We start from the raw sequence: 20,018 nt of genomic DNA on the forward strand, positions 1-20,018 counted from the left end.
CGAGAAAGGCTATCGACTGTTAGAAGAAACCCGCGCTATGTTGACTTTTTTCTCCATGCTGAATATCGTGCAGCACAAAGCTGTTTGAGCGAACTCCGACGGCTTTTGTTTATTGAAACGTACATGAATGTTACTCGGTAGATTTTGGCCGTCTTGTTATATTTATAAGGCATATGGATTGCTATTTAGAGTGGCTTACGCAGCTATAAACTGACTTTTTTGAGGAAGTATCGTTGTCTCCTGTTGAATACAACGGGAGACAAAATGGGAACTTGATAACGATTTAAAAGAAGTATTTGGCTTCGGTAAAATAGTGGCATAACTTTTATATTAATTATTTAGAATTGTTATAAATAATAATATATTTGTGCATCATGAAAAACAACCGAAAATCTATTTCATTCGATCTAACCGATAGCAAGAATAGCCTTCCTTCAAATAACAATAAAATAATTTCTTCGCTAGCACTGATCCTATTATCGACAACTACCTTGTATGCGCAAGACGGTCATCTGTCGGGAACTGTCCGTACTACGGAGGGAGAAGCAATTTCACATGTAACGGTGAAAATAGATCTTACAAAAAAACTGCAGACCGATTCATTCGGTAAGTTTTCTTCGTCATTATCTGCGGGAACACACCGGTTTCAGTTTACTGCAATCGGTTATCAGATGCTCGATACAGTACTCACTATTCAACCTAATGATAGCCTCGATATTGCACCTGTACTTCGGTCGAATAACCGGATCAATGAGGTGATTGTATCTGCTTCCAGGCGTATTGAATCCTTGGATGAGGTACCATCTTCGGTAACAGTGCTTTCGCAAAAGCAACTGGAATCACAACGCAGTATCAGCAATAATCTAAGTGATATCTTGGCGAATACCGTACCTGGGCTTGGTTTTTCGACCAATCGTACGCAAAATTTGGGACAGACACTTCGGGGTAGACGCGTGCTTATTATGATTGACGGCATTCCCCAATCTACACCGCTGAGAGATGGAGCCCGTGATATCCGTTCGCTGGATCCAAGTGTAATCGAGCGGGTTGAGGTAATCAAAGGCGCAACGGCCATCTACGGTAATGGTGCCGATGGTGGACTCATCAATTATATCACTAAACATGCAAATGTAGACCGAAGGTTTGGTGGGACCACCGAAATCGGTAGTAATTTTTCTTTGGTGAAACCGGGGCAAACGGGAGGATTTAATGTTAGCCAGCTTTTTAACGGAAGTCAGGGGCATTGGGATTATGTCGTAAGCGGAAGGTACGAACAAACGGGTCTTTACAAGGACGCTGACGGTGTGGTATTATCGCCCGAATATGGCATGAATGATCTTAAAAATTGGAATGCTTTTGCCAAGATAGGTTATCGTATCGATGCTAAAAATCGTCTGGAACTGATGTACAACTTCTTTAAAAGCACACAGTATACTGATTACATTGCCAAAGCTGGGAAATATGGCGATTTTAATTCGCCGACAACCGGTATCCTGGGGAAAAGACCGGGAGAGCCGGAAGGTACGCCATATAACCATAATGCCAGTTTAAAATACACTGCACAGGAATTAATTGGGCGAACAGATTTCGATGCGAATATTTATTTTCAGGATTATGAGACCTTGATCAACTATAGCAATTTTTTTGAAGGAGACGGTCAGCCTGGTACCAGGAGTAAAAAGCTAGGTTTACGCCTAAATTTCAATAGCCCTTTTAAGTGGTCTGATGTGGTATCCAGTGAGATTACATACGGCTTGGATTTATTATCAGATAAAACCAACACAACGCTTACAGATGGGCGCACGGTTATCCCGAATATGGATATGCGTAATCTAGCCCCTTACTTTCAGTTGAAGACAAACATCGCCAAAGATCTTATATTGAAAGCCGGTAGCCGATTGGAAAATGTACATATTCAGGTGCCGAACTTTACAACGATAGGAATTTTAAATGCGGTCAATGGAAATTACGTAGGCGGTGGAGTAGCAGTCAACGGTGGGGACCTGAACTTTACGGCATTGATGCTCAATGCAGGACTGCGTTACACCAAAATACAGTTCTTTAAGCCATTTGTGAGTTTTTCTCAAAGTTTCAGTGTCGCCGATCTGGGACTTGTATTGCGTGCAGCAAAGGAAAATACAGTCAGTAGTACGTCCATTAAGGCTGTTAAAGCCAATAATTATGAGTTCGGATTTTCAGGTGATATTGGGCGATTCTCCTATGAAGCGGCAACGTACTATAGTACTTCGACATTGGGTGCATCTTATGTTTTCGTTGATGGCAATCCGCAGATTGCACGTTCTCCGGAGAAAATTTACGGTTTTGAGCTGTCTGCAAACTATCGCGTACATCCGATCCTGGATTTTGGTGCGAGCTATTCATATACTGAAGGGAAAAGAGAATTAACGGACGGAAGTCGTGTATATCTTGGTGGGGATCGCATCAATCCGCCTAAGATAACGGGCTCTATTACCGTAAATCCAATGAAACAATGGTCGCTTACAACGCAAATGATCGCTACTTCGGGCCGAAATCGTTTTGAACCTGTTAATGGATTGTACAGCTATGGAACAGGACCTATCCGATCATTCACAACCTTCAATTTCTCCAGTAAATATCAGATCAACACACGATCGCTAATACGCCTGGGAATCGAAAACATATTCAATAAGGATTATTACACGGTGATCTCGCAATGGCAGTCAAATAATATGAATTATGTGAAAGGCAATGGAACTCGTCTCAATTTGAGTCTGTCGCATTCCTTTTAGCCAATTTTTGATGGGTTTGCACAAGTGTGCTTACTACCTCGGAAAATTTCTACATTTTTCTATACGCGAGCGGAGACAATCCGACTGATCGCTTAAAGTATCTGCCGAAAAAAGATTGTGAAGGGAAGTTAAGCTCATTACTGATCTGCTGTATAGTCATATGTGTAGACTTCAACAGCGCTTTAGCTTCCCACACAACATAGTCATCAATCCATTGCTTGGCAGACAGACCATTGTGTTCTTTGATCACCTTGGATAAGTACTTTGGAGTTACACATAGCTTATCTGCGTAGAATTCTATACCCCGCTCTTGTTTGAAATTGTCCTGTACCTGATTTAGGAAGTTTTCAACCAGTTCTTCCAATCGGGGCTTTTTTTTCTGTTGTGTATGACGTTCGATGTTATGGGCATTGTAACCAAACCCGTAAAAATAGGCTTTTGTTAGGTGTTGAAGAATTTTTGTGGTATAAGGATTATCTGTTTCCAGCACTTTTTGTACTGTTTTAAAATACTCAGCCAAACTCGTTAGTTCTGCATCTTTTAATGCAATAAAAGGTTGATTATGCAAAGAAAGAAAAACGGGTAGATGCTCTTCGATATTAAGACTTGAGGTAAATGTCTTTGACATGACTATAAAAAGTGCAGAAAAATCGGCACTCACATTTTCTATGGTTACAGTATGCCCCGCGAGGAGTACAATAAGAGAGGGGGCACCCGTTTCAAAGTAGCGCATATTTGAATGCCCTTTCAAATAACCTTTAAAGCAAATAATACTTATGGTGACATCCAATTTTACCGGAAAATTAAGTCGTTCAATCGTGGGTGTCTCCAATAAAATGAAATCCTCATGATGGTTATGCTGTTTCAAGTTTTTATTGTGCGTAAATGGCAACGTCATTTCCATAATAGTCAAGTATTGTTATCCAAATGTATTGTTTTATATTGAAAAAACGACTTTTTGGACAATTTCGCCTTCTTATAGAGCTTTCCAGCCTCTTTAAATGCATCTACATTTGTCACATAAATTTTAAATGAAATTATTCGTGATGAAAAAACTATTATTAATTGGATTGGTCTTGGCAATGGCACAGGTATCCTTTGCTCAAGGTTTGGGCGGAATTTTTCAAAGGCTTTCTTTTGGTTTAAAGGCTGGGGGAAACTACAGTAACTTTACAGGTGCGAACTTCGATACCGAAGGACTCGCAGGATTCAACGGGGGACTTCTTGTCAATTTTAAGCTTACAGACAAGTGGTCTGTTCAAGAGGAATTTTTATATTCAATGCAGGGTGCAAAAATCACAGACAATGTATTCGGAACGCATAAGGACCTGAAGTTATCCTATATGTCCGTTCCAATCCTCGTAAAATATCGATCGGCTATCGGTCTTTATGCGGAAGTTGGGGCGCAGGCCAATCTATTGATGAAAGACGCGAAAGACACAGGCTTTGTAGATTTTGCGGATAAAATTGATGCGGGCGCTGTTGCAGGTTTGGGTTATGAATTTACGAAAGGTCCAGCTAAAGGTTTGGGCCTAGGAGCGAGATACTACCAGGGTTTTACGGATGTAGGTAAGTTTAATTCTACGACACTAAAATCTGATTTTAAGAATAGCGTGGCGCAGTTAAGTATCTTTTATATGTTCTGATCGGCTCAATAGGTTGTTTAACTGTTAATTTATAAGTAAAGACTCAATAAATGTACATTAAACTGCATTTATTGAGTCTTTACTTTTTGCACATTCACGTTATATCGAAGCGATGGCCTGATTCCTACACGAACTGTCATTTTTAAACATTATATGTAATATATTCACTTTAAAGAGCTATTTAATAGCTCGATGGAGCTTTCCGAGTCGGGGAGATGCATAAATAACAGGCTTTTGTTGTTAATGTATTCTTTACCTGTTCTTAATATTGTAGTTGTATTAAAGCTTGATCTTTACATCTGACGAAGAATTATTGATCTAGAGAGTATGCTTGTGAAAACGATAGACGCTATCCTATTAGAACGTCTGGTAAATGCAGATTACAGTGCTTTTGATGAGATTTATGAGCATCATTGGAGCACACTTTTCCGTATTGCAGTTAAGAAGTTGGGCGATGTGGATCTGGCCATGGATCTTGTTCAGGATCTCTTTGTGGATCTGTGGCAAAGAAGGGCCATGATCAATATTCATAGCGGATTGCGAGCCTATCTTATTTCGGCCCTATACCATAAGTTGTTTCAGTATTTCAGAAAGAAAGGTGTGCATGAAAAACATATTGAACAGTATAGCTTAATGGTACAAGATGGTCTGCATGATATTTTTCCTATCGTGGACTATGAAGAGAATTACACAGACGTACTGATTGCGATTGAACAGTCTGTAGTAGAAATGCCCGACCGTATGCGCGTTGTTTTTAATTTGAAATACCAACGCAGTCTCAGTAATCATGAAATTGCGGAACAACTTGGCATATCGCTTCAAACTGTAAAAAACCAATTAAGTAAAGCGTTGAATCTTGTGCGCCAGCACATGCAACGGCAACAGCTGAATCCGACAGTCTTCGTGTCCTTATCTTTTCTACTCTTCTTTTAATCCCTATCCAAGGTGTTCTTAATTAAATTTTTTAAAATAAACTTTACATAAACTTAACGGTTTTTCGATGGTACGATCACCCAATTGGAGCAACTATAGGGTGTATGCAAGACAGAAAAAGGGAATTGGAAGAATTGATCCAAAAGTATTCATCAGGACAGATAAAGGATGAGGAACGGGCACATTTAATGCGTTGGTTGCAGGAACTTGATGTCTTAGAAGGGTACAAAGCTGATATGGAAGGGGTTCAAACGCGGATGAAAAAAAAGATAGACCTCCGTTTGCTAGCCACCGAAACACCTACTAAAATCGCACATCCACCTTGGCTGTTATGGGGTAAGGTTGCCGCAGTTGTTCTTTTTTGTTTTTCATTTGGATGTTATCTACTCGACCGGAATAGTAGCGGGGATGCCAAACACAAGCAGTCCGTTAAGGTCGAAAAAACGGTCGATAAGTCCAAAATGATAACCTATGCTGTTGTACAGGATAGCACGATTGTATTGGAAGATGGCAGTAAAGTCCGTCTTTTGGCAAATTCTTCAATCTCCTTGATGCAACCCTTTCCAGAAAAGCAGCGCGCGATTCAATTGCAAGGAAAGGCTTTTTTTGAGGTGTCACACGATAAATCGCGCCCATTTACAGTTCTATCGGGCAATATCCTGACAACGGCTTTAGGAACTTCTTTTTGGGTTGTGCAGGAGGCCAAAAATAGGAAGCCTAGTGTGCGCCTGATCACAGGAAGAGTTTCCATTAAGGAGCGTGGCGAAAATGGGGAAGATAAGCTTCTTGCCTATTTGACTCCAGGGCAAACTTGGGCGGAAAAAGTTGTACAACCCAAAAAAGAACCTGTTTTGAAACTGGAAAAACCAGTGGAAGAGCTCGTACCAACGACATTGGAATTTCACCACAAGCCTTTGGCGGAAGTGCTTCCTGCCTTGGCGTCTTTCTACCGCACAACGATTCTCTTTTCTCAGGATGATGTGTCAGGGCTATCATTCTATGGTACATATACAACAGAAAATGAGGTCGCGCAGATTCTGCAAACGATCTGTATTGCAAATGAGCTCGAACTCAAGTTTAATACCGAAACAAATACCTATACGATCTTAAAAAACAGTCAATAAAATCCATAAAAAAAACACTATTGAGCCTCCCTTTTTAGGGAGGCCTGGGAAAACTATGCTCAATTATTAATGAAAACTATGCAACAATTTTCAACAGGTAAAAGGCCAGCCAAGGGGGCTTTATTACTGCTACTAGCAATTGCTTTTGGCCAAAAGGGTTTTGCCCAACAAAGTGGGGAACTTGTTGTCATCGTGCAGGATGCGAAGTCAAAAGGTTTGGCCAATGCAACGGTGACCATAAAAAACAAGAATAGCAACCTGAAACGATCCGGTCAAGCCGATCAGCAGGGGAAAGCCATGTTCAATAATTTACCGGTGGATAGCAACTATTGTATTTTGGTGACTTATACAGGACTACTGCCAAAAGAGGAGTGCCAGTATATTGTTACCTCCGGTAAAAGATCGAGCGTGGTCTTTCAACTCACAGACGCAGCTTCAAATCAAATGGAGGAGGTGGTCGTTGTGGGGTACGGTACACAGAAAAAGACCAACCTGTCTGGAGCTGTAGATCAGATTAGTGGCGATGTGCTCGAAAGCCGGCCTATTTCCAATGCTGCGCAGGGGCTTCAAGGGATTTCACCCAACTTGAATATACAGTTCAACTCCGGAGCACCAGGAGCGGAACCTAAAATCAATATCCGTGGAATTACATCGATCAATGGTGGCGATCCATTAATTTTGGTAGATAATGTTCCTATTTCGGCAGCCGAATTGATCCGGATTGCGCCACAGGATATTGAATCATTTACGGTAATCAAAGATGCGTCGGCTGCGGCGATCTACGGGGCCCGTGCCTCCTTTGGGGTTCTGATCATCACGACAAAAACAGGGAAAGGCGATGTGAAAGTGAGCTATTCAAATAACTTTACGTGGAATACCCCGACAGTAATGCCCGATAAAATAACGGATCCTTATGTATTTTCGAGGCTATTGGAGACGTCAACCGATAATACACCCTGGGATAATGTCAACTATTCGGACCAGTTTTACCAATATGCAAAAGAGCGATCTGATAATCCTTCCATTGCCGGTGTGCGTATCAACCCCTCAGATTCCAAGGTCTGGGAATATATGGGTAACAGGGACTGGACACGTTATTTCTTATCCGACTGGAATGCAACCAATACACACGACCTGTCAATCTCGGGCTCAAATGAAAAAGTACAATACTATATCAGTGGTAGCTACAACCGACAAAATTCGCCTGTTAAGCTAGCAGAGGATTATTTTGACCGTTATAACCTGCGTTCGAAAGTAAACTATAGGCTTTCCGATTTAATTTCCTTTGGTAACAATACAGTGATCGGAAGTACACGTAGGCTTACGCCTTCGCAAATGAGTTTGCCCGATATCTACAATATTTTTCCAACTTCTTTTGATAAGAACCCGGATGGAACATGGGCCAATTCTTCGGCAGGTATCATTGCCGCACAAATGGTTGATGGCGGTAAAAGCGATCGTAAACGTCTGGATGTACAATCTACCTTCAATACTGAGCTCCGCTTTTTTGGTAATAAATTCAAAGTAAATGCAGATTATACTTTCCAGCGTAATTCGTTAAACCGCAATTGGTACACCAAGCAATACGAGATCGGTTATGGTCCGGACGATGTCCGTAAAGAGGGGACAACAGGGGCTTATCGTGAAGCGGGTTTTTCCTATTACAACGTTTATAATATCTACGGTACTTATTTGCAATCTTTTAATAAACATCAGGTCAATGCGGTACTGGGTTTTAACCAGGAGGATTACCGGTATGAAGTGATCACTGCAGAACGCGCCGGACTTATTTCAGAATCCTTTCCAACCATTCAGTTTGCAACAGGAACAATGAAAATGGGCGAAGCTATTGATACTTATGCCTTACGTGGTGCATTTTATCGGTTGAACTATACTTATGATGATAAATATATTGTTGAATTCAATGGTCGCTACGATGGCTCTTCCCGATTTCCGAAAAGTAAGCGTTTTGGCTTTTTTCCTTCGGGCTCAGCTGCCTGGCGTATAGACCGTGAAAAGTTTATGTCGTCTGTCGCTGGACTGGATTTATTGAAGCTGAGGGTATCTTATGGTCAATTGGGCAATCAGTCGGTGTCGAACTACGGCTACCTCCCTTCGATGGAAAAAAAGGATGCCGATTATTTGTTCGGAAGTGAACGGGGAATCTATATTGGTGTTCCACCTTTGGTTTCTCCCAATTATACCTGGGAGAAGGTCAATACCATAAACTTTGGTTTGGACGTTGCGGTACTCAAAAATAAACTTTCGGCAAGTTTTGATTATTATTCCAGACGTACCTTGGGGATGTTGACACTGGGCAGAGATCTTCCCAATATTTTGGGCGCGAGTGAGCCACTTGAGAATGCTGCCGATCTAAAGACCAATGGCTGGGAATTGACTGTCAATTTTCAGGACCGTTTCGAGTTGGCTAACGCACCATTACGCTTCAATGCCAAATTATTGCTGTCGGACTCACAGTCCAAAATTACACGTTTTGACAACCCCAATAAAAGCATTCTGCAATATTATGAAGGCATGCAAATGGGGGAGATCTGGGGTTTGCAAAGCAACGGACTTTTCAAAGACGAGGCTGAGATTGCAAGTTGGACCAGACTTCGATTATTCCCTGGGGCGCCTTATCGATTGTACCGGGATGGCCTACCTATGTGGATCAGGATGGTAATGGTAAGATTGAAAAAGGATATACACTTGGCGATACCAAAGACCTCAAGATCATTGGTAACTCCACACCACGTTATCAATTTGGTATAGACCTGTCTGCAGATTGGAAAGGTTTCGATCTTAGGGCATTTTTTCAAGGCATTGGTAAACGCGATTATTATCCGTTGGACTACCTGTATTGGGGGACATACCAACAGCCTTATGGTAACTTTTATGGGCACTTACTTGATTTCTACCGTCCGGGAAGTGATTCGGATATCGACCGTGCGAAACATTCGCAAGCTTATTTGAATTTGGGACTGGCCGATCAAAACCTTAATGCGGCTTATCCGATCTTACAGTCATGGCTTGCCGACCGTAACTTGGGTACCCGGATTGACCAAGCTCAAGGATTGGCCATTCCACAGACCAATTATTTGCTGAATGCGGCCTATCTACGTCTGAAAAACCTGACGATAGGGTATACCTTACCCAAATCTATTACTTCACGTGCCAAAATCAGTACCCTACGTGTTTATCTAAGTGGTGAAAATATCATCGAATGGTCTGCTGTGAAGCGCTATTTTGATCCCGAGACACTGAACGAAAATACGTATACCAATCCAACTGCAGGTTCGGACCGTGTAGGTAATGGGCTTACTTATCCATTTCAAAGAAGTTTTTCTGCAGGTATTCAAGTCACCTTTTAATTGCTTATCATGATAAATAAATATATAAAATTAGCCGTTGTATGTTCAGGTCTTTCTCTGCTTGTAAGCTGTAACGACAACTACTTGGATCGTGTTCCAGAGACTGCGATCAATAACGAAAATTTCTTCAATACAGCGACCGACCTGGAGTTGTATATCAATGGATTGTACAATTTTTCAGGAATAGGGATCTATCAATCGGATGCTACTACAGACAATGCAAGTACGACAGGCAATACGGAGATCAAAACCATAATGGCCGGTAATGCTTCTGCGGCGACGATCTCAGGAGGCTGGAACTGGGATCAGCTCCGCAAGATAAATTTCTTTCTACAGCATATGGGCAAGGCTAAGATCAGTGAGAGTGAAAAGGCACATTATGAGGGGCTAGGCCGTTATTTTCGCGCTCGGTTTTACGTAGAGAAAGTGCAGCGTTTCTCAGATGTGCCCTGGGTGGATAAAGCACTGGAGGTTGGAGATACGGATTATCTTTTTGCCAAGCGCGACCCACGAGCAACGGTGGTGCAGAAAATCATGGAAGATTTTGAGTTTGCCGCACAAAACGTACAGCCCCGAATAAAATCGGGTACGGTCAACAAGTGGGTGGTGCTGCAGGAATATGGCCGCTTTGCCCTGTATGAAGGAACTTACCGGAAATACCACAACGAACTGGAATTGAAAACCACGGCGACTGAATTTTTGAACAAAGCACAAGCGTTGAGTGATCAGCAGATGCGCGAGGGTGGTTTCAGTATATACAATACCGGTAAGCCCAATCAGGACTACGGCACTTTATTTTTTAGTGAAAATCTTGAAAACAACAAAGAGATCGTACTTGGACGCTTTTATGCCAACAATGTACTCAACGCAGATTCGTGGCCGGGTATGTTTGGTAATTATGAGTACTATCCTTTGCGTGATCTTGTGCAGGCCTATCTGATGAAAGATGGTTCATTTTATGCGGCCCAGCCAGGTTATGAAAAAAACACCTTCGTCAAAGAGTTCGAAAACCGCGATCCACGTCTGGCACAAACGTATGCTTATCCGGGATGGCAGTTGATTTATTCGCATACCTATGCGCAAGGGGCGGGACTGTATGTGCAGCAATTGGCCAAAAATTTCTCGGGCTACCATCAGATTAAAGGATTTCAGAATACGCTCAGTCTGGAAGCGCGCAATAATCTCGATATTCCTTTATATCGCTATGCGGAGGTTTTATTGAATTTTGCCGAAGCAAAGGCCGAGCTGGGACAGCTGACGCAAGCCGATCTTGATCGTAGTATCAATCTGTTGCGTAGACGTGCGGGTATGCCGGATATGGTTGTAGGCGTAGGTATCGATCCCGTTATGGCGACACGTTACTCCAATATCGAAAGCAACCAGCGTAATCTCGTGCTGGAGATCAGACGCGAGCGTCGCGTTGAGCTGGCTTTTGAGGGATTCCGTTTCACGGATCTGATGCGTTGGAATGTAGGTGAATTGTTGAAGAACAAACGTGAGGGCATTTACTTCTCCGGATTGGGGCAGCATGATATGACCGGCGATGGTATTCCGGATATCGTACTGTTAGCTTCCTCATCGTCCATTCCGGCGGTGAAAGAGAAAAACAGTCTGGGGAGAGAATTGCAGTATTATCGTGTTGGCCGTTTTGGGCAGGATGTAGGCGTATTCTTATCGGAAGGGAATAATGGTACAGTCGAAACGATCGAAAATACAGGAACCTTTGAGGTGCCTAAATTCTACTATCGCCCCATACCGCAAGGGGAAATACTTTTAAATGATAATCTTAAACAAATATTTGGATGGTAATGAAAAATTCGATGACAAGGGCTTTATGTTTTCTGTTCCTCACATTATGTAGCCTTGGGAGGATCAGTGCACAGGAATTTAAGTTTGCATTTTTAACCGATCTGCATGTGCATAGCGATTCTACACTTGGGCAAGTGGAGCTACGGTTAAAATCGCTGTCACCTCAGGTGGAACTGCTGCTAAGCGGTGGTGATAATGTGGATATTGACAATCTGAAATCGGCTGATCTATCGGCTGGCGAGCAACGAATCAAGTCGTTGAAGGGACTTTTTGACCGCACTAAAAAGCCTTACCACATGGCTATAGGCAATCATGATCGTTTGCCGCGCGATTTGCGCGACGGCACTAATGATTTTGCGCTCTTTGAAAAGGCGTTTGGTCAGACCTATTACAGTTTTGACCATAAAGGCTGGAGGTTTATCGTGTTGAATAGTGTGGAAACCAAAGATAACCACTATGTTATTGGTGACAAGCAGCTGGCTTGGCTAAAAGATCTTGTCGAAAAAACAGGCAAAGATCAGCCTTTGGTGATTATCTCCCATGTCCCTTTTTTATCGGTTTATTATCCGGTTTTAGAGGGGCGTTATACAGCTGCAGATACTTTTACAAACCAAAAGCAGGTGTTTGATCTTTTTAAAGACCACAGCCTAAAGCTGGTCCTGCAGGGGCATATGCATTTGTATGAAGAGATTAAAGTGAAAGGGGTACAGTTTATTACAGCAGGAGCAGTATCGGGCAATTGGTGGCATGGAGCTTTTGAGGGGACTGCGCCCGGGCATCTCGAAGTGGATGTCCATGGGAAAGATTTCAGCTGGAGTTATGTGAAATAGAGAAACCTGTTTTTTAACTTTTACTTAGTACAATAAGAAATAACCTCAGAGGTCATACACTCTGAGGTTATTTTATTTTTACTTTTTTTGTCCTATTGACTTTTTCCAAGATATGCTATGAATTGTTTATTTAATAATTCGCATTTCTGCTGCTGCATAGCTTGCCTGTTTCAGGAGAAACCTGAAATAGGCAAGTTAAAATACGTTATATTTACCTTATGGAGTTTGTACTTTCAATCGTTATCGCCACTATTTTTATTTTTTTGGCTTTGTTGCATTTTTTCTGGCTGCTCGGTGGACATTGGGGAATGGCTGTTGCCGTTCCGACCGATCTGAATGGCAGAAGGATATTTAATCCCACCCGGGTAGGCACTTTGCTGGTTGCTATCGGATTATTGATTTTTGCGTTTGTAAATCTATGTGCCATCGGAGTTTTGGATGTTCCGGTAGACGCAAAGTATATTCGCTATGGGATGTATATGGTCAGTGGTATTTTCCTTCTCCGATTTATTGGCGATATGAAGTTTGTCGGCATCTTTAAGAAGTACAGAAAGTCTTCTTTTGCAGTAAGAGACACCTATTTTTATAGCCCATTATGTCTTTTTTTGTCGGTCTCTAATGGCTTTTTGGCGTTTGTATTATGAGAAAAGACAAGTGCTTTTTCTTAAGGTAGTTGGACGTGCTGTCGTCTGGCAAACATCTGGAGGGTGATCGATAACATTATTGGATAAACTACTTTAAGACCTTTTCACCTGGTCTTAAAGTAGCCATTCGGTTTAGCGGAACTAACGATTGTCGGTATTCAACCAGACCACTTTTTGTTGGGACTCATGCTGTTGGCTGATAATGTCACCATAGAGATCTGGCCTTCGAGCATTTATGTAACGATATCCACCGGCTTGAATCAGTTTTTCGGGCGTAATGGTGGCTATTGTAAAACTATCTTCAAATGTACGGCATTCAGTCAGAATATCCCCGAAAGGATCTAGGATCATGGAACATCCATTTTTTAACTGATCGTCATCCATGCCGATGGGGTTTGAAAAAACAACATAGAGCGCATTGTCATAGGCCCGGGCTGGCAGCCATTTCATCAGCCAGCTGCGTCCTTTCATTCCGTCAAATTCTAAGCGCAAGCTGGTTGGATCGTTTTCGCGATTTTGCCAAAGCTGCGGATCAACAAAACCTGCGCCAGGTCGGGAAGAAGGGGTACACATGGTTACATGGGGCATAAAGATGATATCGGCACCCAATAATTTTGTTGCGCGTACATTCTCGACGACATTATTATCATAACAGATTAAAATACCACATTTCCAACCGTGAATTTCAAAAATAGTATAGGCTTGCCCTGCTTGCAAATGGGGGTTTATAAAGGGGTGAAGCTTGCGATGCTTTGCAATTAGGCCATTTTTGTCTACACAGATATAAGGTTTATATAGGTTATCGTCCTCATCCTTTTCAAACAGGCCCGCGAGGATAGTGATGTTGTATTTAGCGGCTATTGAAATCAGCTTTTGTGTACTTTCGCTGTCTGGGACAAGTTCGGCGATCGCAAGCATTTGTTGTTTATCTAAATTTCGGGCAAAGGTATACCCCGTTATGGAGCATTCGTGAAATGCAATTACCTCAGCACCCTGTGCGGCAGCCTCTTGCGCAAGTCGTTCGATAATGGCTAGGTTATAAGCCTTGTCCGCACTTTTGTGCTCAAATTGTGCCGTAGCAATTTTTAAGTTGTCCATATTTCTTTAATTGATCTATAGACAAAGCTACACGCGGGGCCCTAGCTGAAATTGTATAAACCCGACATGCGGTCCGATTTGCTTTTAAATTCCATAAAGTTGATTGCTAGCCGATTTGTACTATTTAAATATTCCGAAGGTGTGATGCCGGTATATTTTTTAAATGCCCTGATGAGGTGGGACTGATCAAAATATCCACTTTCGTGGCTGATCGTTGTTAAGCTCGTTTCAGCTGACTTGCTGCGTAGCAATTTCAAAAAGGAATGGAATTGGACAATATTGCCAAATTTTTTTGGGCTCATTCCAACCTGTTCCGCAAATATTCTTTCCATATGCCGTTCGGTGTAACCGCTGTATTGAACAATTTGTCCTACGGTAATCAATCCCTTTTGCGCTGTGATATGTTGCAGAATTGCAGGGAGTGGTCCCTGATTTGGATACTTCTGCCGGACTGCATATGCATAAAAGAAGGCATTTAATGCATGTACTTTTTCAGTTGAGGACTTCGCACGCATCAGGCTGTCATATAGCCTGATAACGGACTGTCCAAATACATCTTGCGTAACAATAATTTGATCTTTTAGTGCGTGGGCTGGGATACCGAGTAACTTATAGAGCCCATCGGGTTGGAAGACAATAATAACAAATGAAGTCTGTGTCAGCAGTGCGAGATCTTGGAAATGACTGATCTGACCATACAAAAATGAAGCGGGGAGCTGCTGACTTTCGTTGATGGACAGGTGGCCTTCATTGAGAAGAAATACCATTCCAGTGTTACCATCGGAAAATAACCGCAGTTTTTTATGCTGATCACCATCACTTTCCAAAAAAAGATAGTGCTTGATGTAGGGCGATAAAATTTCTGGAGGAAATAGCTGCATGATCTGATCGGTAATTGACTGCATTCAAATGTACATATTTCCGTCAGCTTTTCTTCACCAATTTACTCAATTTTTAGTGGAAGAAAAGATAGTTTAAAATAAAGTCTACTAATATTGTAGATTTTATTTTATGTTTACTATATTTGTTTTATCAACCTAGGAGATAAGCTTGCCTTTCTTACAAGCCACATCTTCCGCACGTAATGATTACAATGTTTAACTTAATTCATTATTTATGAACTACAAATTTTATCTTAACCCTTCCCAATCGAGCGCAAGTCTGCGCAACGGTAAATCCTTTTGTTCTGATTTCGATAGGCGAATGTGTAGCTAAGTCTAGGGGAAAGTATTTCTTTCCATAAAAGCGGCTTTTCTGACAAGTAATCAATTGGCGTTGGCACTTGTAAATATTTACTGTTAAAATTTTACCTATGAAAAATAGCGTATGGAAGTACGCCGTGACGATTTTTTTGTCACATGGTTTGCTATTGCCTGCATTTTCGCAGCAATCTGAGCCACTTATAAACGCAACCTTAAAAGGTATTGTATTGGATTCGATTACCAATCGACCTATTGAAGGCGTTACCATAAAGCTCGAAGGTGTTACTCATCAAGTAAAGACCGATGCGTCGGGAAGATTTCAGTTTGTCACAGGGCAACGACTTCCCTTGACATTCTCAACTTCATTTTTGGGATACAAAGGTCGAAAGATAACCGCACAGGAGGCGCAGATTCAGATCTTGCTTCAACCTAGCGTTTCTGATCTGGATGAAGTGGTCGTCGTAGGCTACGGTGTACAAAAGCGAAGAAATCTAACGGGCGCAGTTGCCAAGATTGACGCTGCCGAAGTCAACAAAATTCCGGTAGCAAGTTTTGATGCCCAGTTGCAGGGCAAGCTTTCCGGTGTGCAGGTTTCCACCAATTCAGGAGTTCCCGGAGAAAGCATCTTTCTGCGGGTTCGCGGAACGACATCGATCAACTCCAGTAGCGATCCCTTATATATTATTGATGGCGTATTCTTAAATAATACTTCGCTCCAAAATATCGGGCTTGGTGGACGGACCAGTTCGCCACTTACGGATATCAACCCAGCAGATATCGAATCCATTGAAGTGCTGAAGGATGCTTCGGCAACCGCGATCTATGGTTCCCGGGGTGCCAATGGTGTGATCATCATTACCACAAAAAAAGGAAGTTACGGTAGCCGTACCAAAATTGACCTCAACTTGCAGGGGGGCTGGGCCGAAGCCAATAAATCCTTGTTGCCAAAATTGGCTACAGGTCCCGAAACGGCAACCCTCGCCAACGAGTGGTGGATAAACTCCGGATTGGACAATCCGGCATTGAAACAGACTTTCGCCAACAGGCCTTATCGTCCAGTTTCGGAAGGCGGGAAAGGAAATCCTGAAGATCAGCCTACCTATGATCGCCTTGGTTTCCTGTTGCGCCATGGGAAGCTGCAGGATTATAACATCGGTATACAGGGGGGCGGCGACAAATCAAGGTTCTATATCGGCGCAGGCTACACAGGACAGGAAGCTTTTATAAAGGTAATCGACTTCTCGCGTACCAATCTCAAATTTAATTTCGACCATCAGATCAGTAGCCGTGTCAAAATCGGCCTAACAAATAATTTTTCCAGAACCTACCGCAATCAGGCGCGTACAGGTGATGGACCTCAGGTAAGTCTTTTTAATTCGGCCGTTTCTTCGGCAACGAATGTTCCGATATTCAATACCGATGGATCACTCAATGGTACCGATAATACCTATACACTGGTGGACAACTACGATGTCAATACTACAAGTCTGCGTTATGTAGGAAGTGCCTTTGCGGAAATCGATCTAGTGAAGGGATTGAAATTCAAATCCAGTTTTAGTGCCGACTATAACTTATACGATGAATCACAATACTGGAACAGTAAAACCAGTATCGGTATCGCGAATAACAATCAGGCGACCTCGGGAATATCGAGAAATGCTACCTGGATAAACGAACAAACCCTGACGTACCAAAATACCTTCGGCAAGCATAGCCTGAATGCTATTTTGGGAAATACCTTGCAGAGCAACGTACTTGATTACAAATACCTGGAGGGGAATGGTTTTGCCAATGATTCCTTTAAACAGATTTCATCGGCAGCCAATATCATTGCATCCGACAATTGGACTAAATATACGATTGCTTCCTTTTTTGGAAGAGTAGGCTATAGCTATGCAGACCGTTATTTTGCGGAGGCAACCCTGCGGGCAGATGGCTCGTCCAAGTTCGGTGCCAACAACCGATGGGGTTATTTCCCGGCTTTTTCAGCAGGCTGGCGGATTAGCCAAGAAGCCTTTCTGGCCGATCAAACCTGGTTAAATGATCTGAAAATTAGGGCTTCCTATGGATTGACGGGCAATCAGGCCGGAATCAGCAATTTCGCCGCCAGAGGTCTTTGGTCGGGCAATGAAAAATATGCCGACAGCTATGGCAAGGTGTTGCCAAGTACAGGTCCTTTCCAGTTGGGGAACGAAAATTTGCGCTGGGAGAAAACAGCGCAGGCAGATCTTGGGCTGGATGTGGCGCTATTCAAAAACCGCCTGTCCATTACCTTAGATCTTTATCATAAATATACCTCCGATCTTCTCCTCGAACGACCTATTGTTGGCAGTTCTGGTTTTTCAAAATACTGGGCCAATGTGGGCGAGATCAGCAATAAAGGCTATGAAGTGTTGATCAACTCGCTCAACGTGAAAACAAAAGACTTTGCCTGGAATACAAGCTTCAACATTTCGGGAAATAAGAATAAAATCGAAAAACTGCCCACGCAGATTACCCAGTATACTCGCGATTGGGTTATCCTGAAAGAAGGTTATTCACTCAATTCATTCTGGCTTTATGAACAACTTTCCGTCGATCCGCAGACCGGAAAAGCCGTGTTTGACGGACAGCTGAGCGATGGTTCTTTGCCTACTTCGGCACGTAAAGTTTTTCGGAATGCTTATCCCAAGTTTTATGGGGGAATAGGCAATACCTTTACCTATAAAAACTTTGATCTGGGTGTAGACTTTAGTTTCCAATATGGCAACTATGCCGTTAACCTCAACCGCTACTTTCGGGAGCGTAACCCGAGCAGCGGTGGCGTATTTCAAAATGTGCTAAACAGATGGCAACAGCCGGGTGACATCACCGATGTGCCACGACTGACTTCGGAGGGCCTCAACTATACCATCGATGCCAATAGCCGCTATCTGGAGGATGCCTCGTTTTTAAAGCTCAGACAGCTCTCGTTTGGTTATAAATTGCCGAAAGAGCTAGTCGAGCGGGCGAAATTGACTGCTGCACGCATCTATTTTGTAGGGTCTAATCTCTTTGTGTGGAGCAAATACACCGGTGATCCAGAATCGAATGTGACCAGCAACCCGAACGCACAGGGGATAGGATCCTTCGGAACGCCACCACAGCCCCGGACGTTTCAGCTTGGCCTCAATGTCACCCTATAAACGTTAACCTTAATCTGTAAAGCTCATGAAAAAAATTATATATTTCCTTTTTCCGCTTCTTGTCTTTCAGCTCAGTAGCTGCAGCTCGTTTTTAGAGGTCGAGCCCAAGAATTCAGTGTCTGATGAAGTAACCATCGTTGACGGGAGCTCTGCCGCAACAGCCGTGCGGGGTATTTACTCGGCACTTCGGTCCAACGATTATTATGGCTATAGCTTTCAGCTACTGGGATTCTTTTCGGCAGACAACATCGTGTATCGGGGTAGCCAAACTGTCCATCAGACCCTGACCAATCATACGGTAAAATCTGACCTCGCTGTGCTTGCTACGGCATGGAACCAGATTTATGCTACCATCAACAGGACCAACCATGTGATCACCAAAGTACCTAACCTGGCGCTGACGACCACTTTTACTGAGGCCTATCGAAACCAGCTTGTTGGGGAGGCCTATTTCGTGCGTGCATTGGCCTATTTTGATCTGGCCAGAACCTGGGGTGGTGTACAGATCGTGCTGCAGCCAACGACTTCGGCGAACAGTTTGCCCCAGGTACAAAGGAGCTCCCTAACTGACACCTACGCACAGGTGCTGCAGGATTTGCAAAAGGCCGAACAGCTGCTTCCCAATGAAACCAACCGTATCCGTGCGACCAAAAAGACCGCACGTGCACTGCTGGCAAGATTCTACCTGTATCAGAAAAACTGGTCTGAAGCCATAAAATATGCCTCGTATATTATTGATGATAATACCAATTATAGTTTGGTGAGCCCATACCGTTCGTTTTATGCCAACAATACCTCCAATACCAAAGAATCGGTCTTCGAATTGGTCTATGATATCAACAATACCAGTGGTCAGGCCAGTCAATGGTTGTCGGGCAATAATGGGGGGACTGCCTGGATCAGACCTTCTCAGGCCATCTACGACCTGCTGGTGGATCCAGCTGTTGGTGGGGATCGGACGGCATTGGTATCCAAGACCTCTTCGTCCACAGATCCGAATATCCTGATCGGCAATCTGTATTACCGAACAGACCGTACGGATCCCGTCTTTTTGATCCGTACGGCCGAGCTTTACCTAATCCGCGCCGAAGCATTGGCGCAACGGAATGGCTCTGGCGATCTGACAGCTGCTTTGGCCGACTTAAATGCCATACGCTCACGCGCCAACATCAAACCCTTGCAAAGTCTCGGCGCGGCAGCGCTCCTGCAGGCCGTGGAAGATGAAAATCGCGTTGAATTTGCCCTGGAAAATCATCGCTGGTATGATCTGCTGCGGACAGGACGCGCGCAACAGGTGCTCAATATTTCCTCCGTGAATAGGTTACTGCTGCCGATACCGTACGCTCAGGTTTCGATAGACCCGAATCTACAACAAAATCCAGGTTTGGATTGATCGGATGAATCATTTGTTTTTTTATTTAATCGG

General features: G+C 43.1%; 14 protein-coding genes. 11 read left to right on the forward strand and 3 right to left on the reverse strand.

What is annotated here, in order from left to right; all coding sequences use genetic code 11:
- Nucleotides 1-374: 374 nt before the first annotated feature.
- A complete protein-coding gene (locus BV902_RS28465) occupies nt 375-2,771 on the forward strand; it encodes a TonB-dependent receptor (RefSeq protein WP_083663606.1) in 2,397 nt (798 codons plus the stop codon).
- Nucleotides 2,772-2,820: 49 nt separating this feature from the next.
- Here BV902_RS28465 and BV902_RS13560 read toward each other — a convergent pair whose 3' ends face one another.
- Nucleotides 2,821-3,675, reverse strand: a complete 855-nt coding sequence (locus BV902_RS13560) for a helix-turn-helix domain-containing protein (protein WP_075992399.1) — start codon at nt 3,673-3,675, stop codon at nt 2,821-2,823.
- 142 nt (nt 3,676-3,817) lie between these two features.
- Here BV902_RS13560 and BV902_RS13565 point away from each other — a divergent pair, with 142 nt between their 5' ends.
- From BV902_RS13565 to BV902_RS13600, 8 genes are all read left to right on the forward strand, one after another.
- Nucleotides 3,818-4,417 (forward strand): porin family protein, encoded by a 600-nt coding sequence (locus BV902_RS13565; RefSeq protein ID WP_075994767.1) that lies wholly within the window; start codon nt 3,818-3,820, stop codon nt 4,415-4,417.
- Nucleotides 4,418-4,750: 333 nt separating this feature from the next.
- On the forward strand, nt 4,751-5,350 hold the full coding sequence (locus BV902_RS13570) for an RNA polymerase sigma factor (RefSeq protein WP_172840682.1): 600 nt from the start codon (nt 4,751-4,753) through the stop codon (nt 5,348-5,350).
- A gap of 104 nt (nt 5,351-5,454) precedes the next feature.
- On the forward strand, nt 5,455-6,474 hold the full coding sequence (locus BV902_RS13575; protein WP_075992401.1) for a FecR family protein: 1,020 nt from the start codon (nt 5,455-5,457) through the stop codon (nt 6,472-6,474).
- Between the two features lie 78 nt (nt 6,475-6,552).
- Nucleotides 6,553-9,246, forward strand: coding sequence for a SusC/RagA family TonB-linked outer membrane protein (locus BV902_RS13580; RefSeq protein WP_172840683.1), 2,694 nt, complete (start codon nt 6,553-6,555; stop codon nt 9,244-9,246).
- The gene (locus BV902_RS13585) at nt 9,141-9,845 is read left to right on the forward strand and encodes a hypothetical protein (protein ID WP_157626069.1); all 705 of its coding nucleotides are present in this window, start codon (nt 9,141-9,143) and stop codon (nt 9,843-9,845) included. Before BV902_RS13580 ends, BV902_RS13585 begins: the two co-directional genes overlap by 106 nt.
- Nucleotides 9,846-9,854: 9 nt before the next feature.
- Entirely contained in the window at nt 9,855-11,654 is a 1,800-nt protein-coding gene (locus tag BV902_RS13590) for a RagB/SusD family nutrient uptake outer membrane protein (RefSeq protein ID WP_075992404.1), read from the forward strand.
- Complete coding sequence (locus tag BV902_RS13595) at nt 11,654-12,484, forward strand: metallophosphoesterase family protein (RefSeq protein ID WP_075992405.1); 831 nt, start codon at nt 11,654-11,656, stop codon at nt 12,482-12,484. Before BV902_RS13590 ends, BV902_RS13595 begins: the two co-directional genes overlap by 1 nt.
- 218 nt (nt 12,485-12,702) lie before the next feature.
- Nucleotides 12,703-13,128, forward strand: coding sequence for a DUF3995 domain-containing protein (locus tag BV902_RS13600; protein WP_075992406.1), 426 nt, complete (start codon nt 12,703-12,705; stop codon nt 13,126-13,128).
- 141 nt (nt 13,129-13,269) lie between these two features.
- Here BV902_RS13600 and BV902_RS13605 read toward each other — a convergent pair whose 3' ends face one another.
- Nucleotides 13,270-14,226, reverse strand: a complete 957-nt coding sequence (locus BV902_RS13605) for a nitrilase family protein (protein WP_075992407.1) — start codon at nt 14,224-14,226, stop codon at nt 13,270-13,272.
- Nucleotides 14,227-14,267: 41 nt separating this feature from the next.
- Complete coding sequence (locus BV902_RS13610; RefSeq protein ID WP_237241627.1) at nt 14,268-15,131, reverse strand: helix-turn-helix transcriptional regulator; 864 nt, start codon at nt 15,129-15,131, stop codon at nt 14,268-14,270.
- 407 nt (nt 15,132-15,538) lie between these two features.
- On the opposite strand from BV902_RS13610, the gene BV902_RS13615 reads away from it, so the two are divergent.
- Entirely contained in the window at nt 15,539-18,592 is a 3,054-nt protein-coding gene (locus tag BV902_RS13615) for a SusC/RagA family TonB-linked outer membrane protein (RefSeq protein ID WP_075992408.1), read from the forward strand.
- Between the two features lie 25 nt (nt 18,593-18,617).
- A complete protein-coding gene (locus BV902_RS13620; protein ID WP_075992409.1) occupies nt 18,618-19,985 on the forward strand; it encodes a RagB/SusD family nutrient uptake outer membrane protein in 1,368 nt (455 codons plus the stop codon).
- The last annotated feature ends 33 nt before the right edge of the window (nt 19,986-20,018 follow it).

It is taken from the genome of Sphingobacterium sp. B29 (assembly GCF_001952815.1).
GTDB classification, from domain to species: Bacteria; Bacteroidota; Bacteroidia; order Sphingobacteriales; family Sphingobacteriaceae; genus Sphingobacterium; species Sphingobacterium siyangense.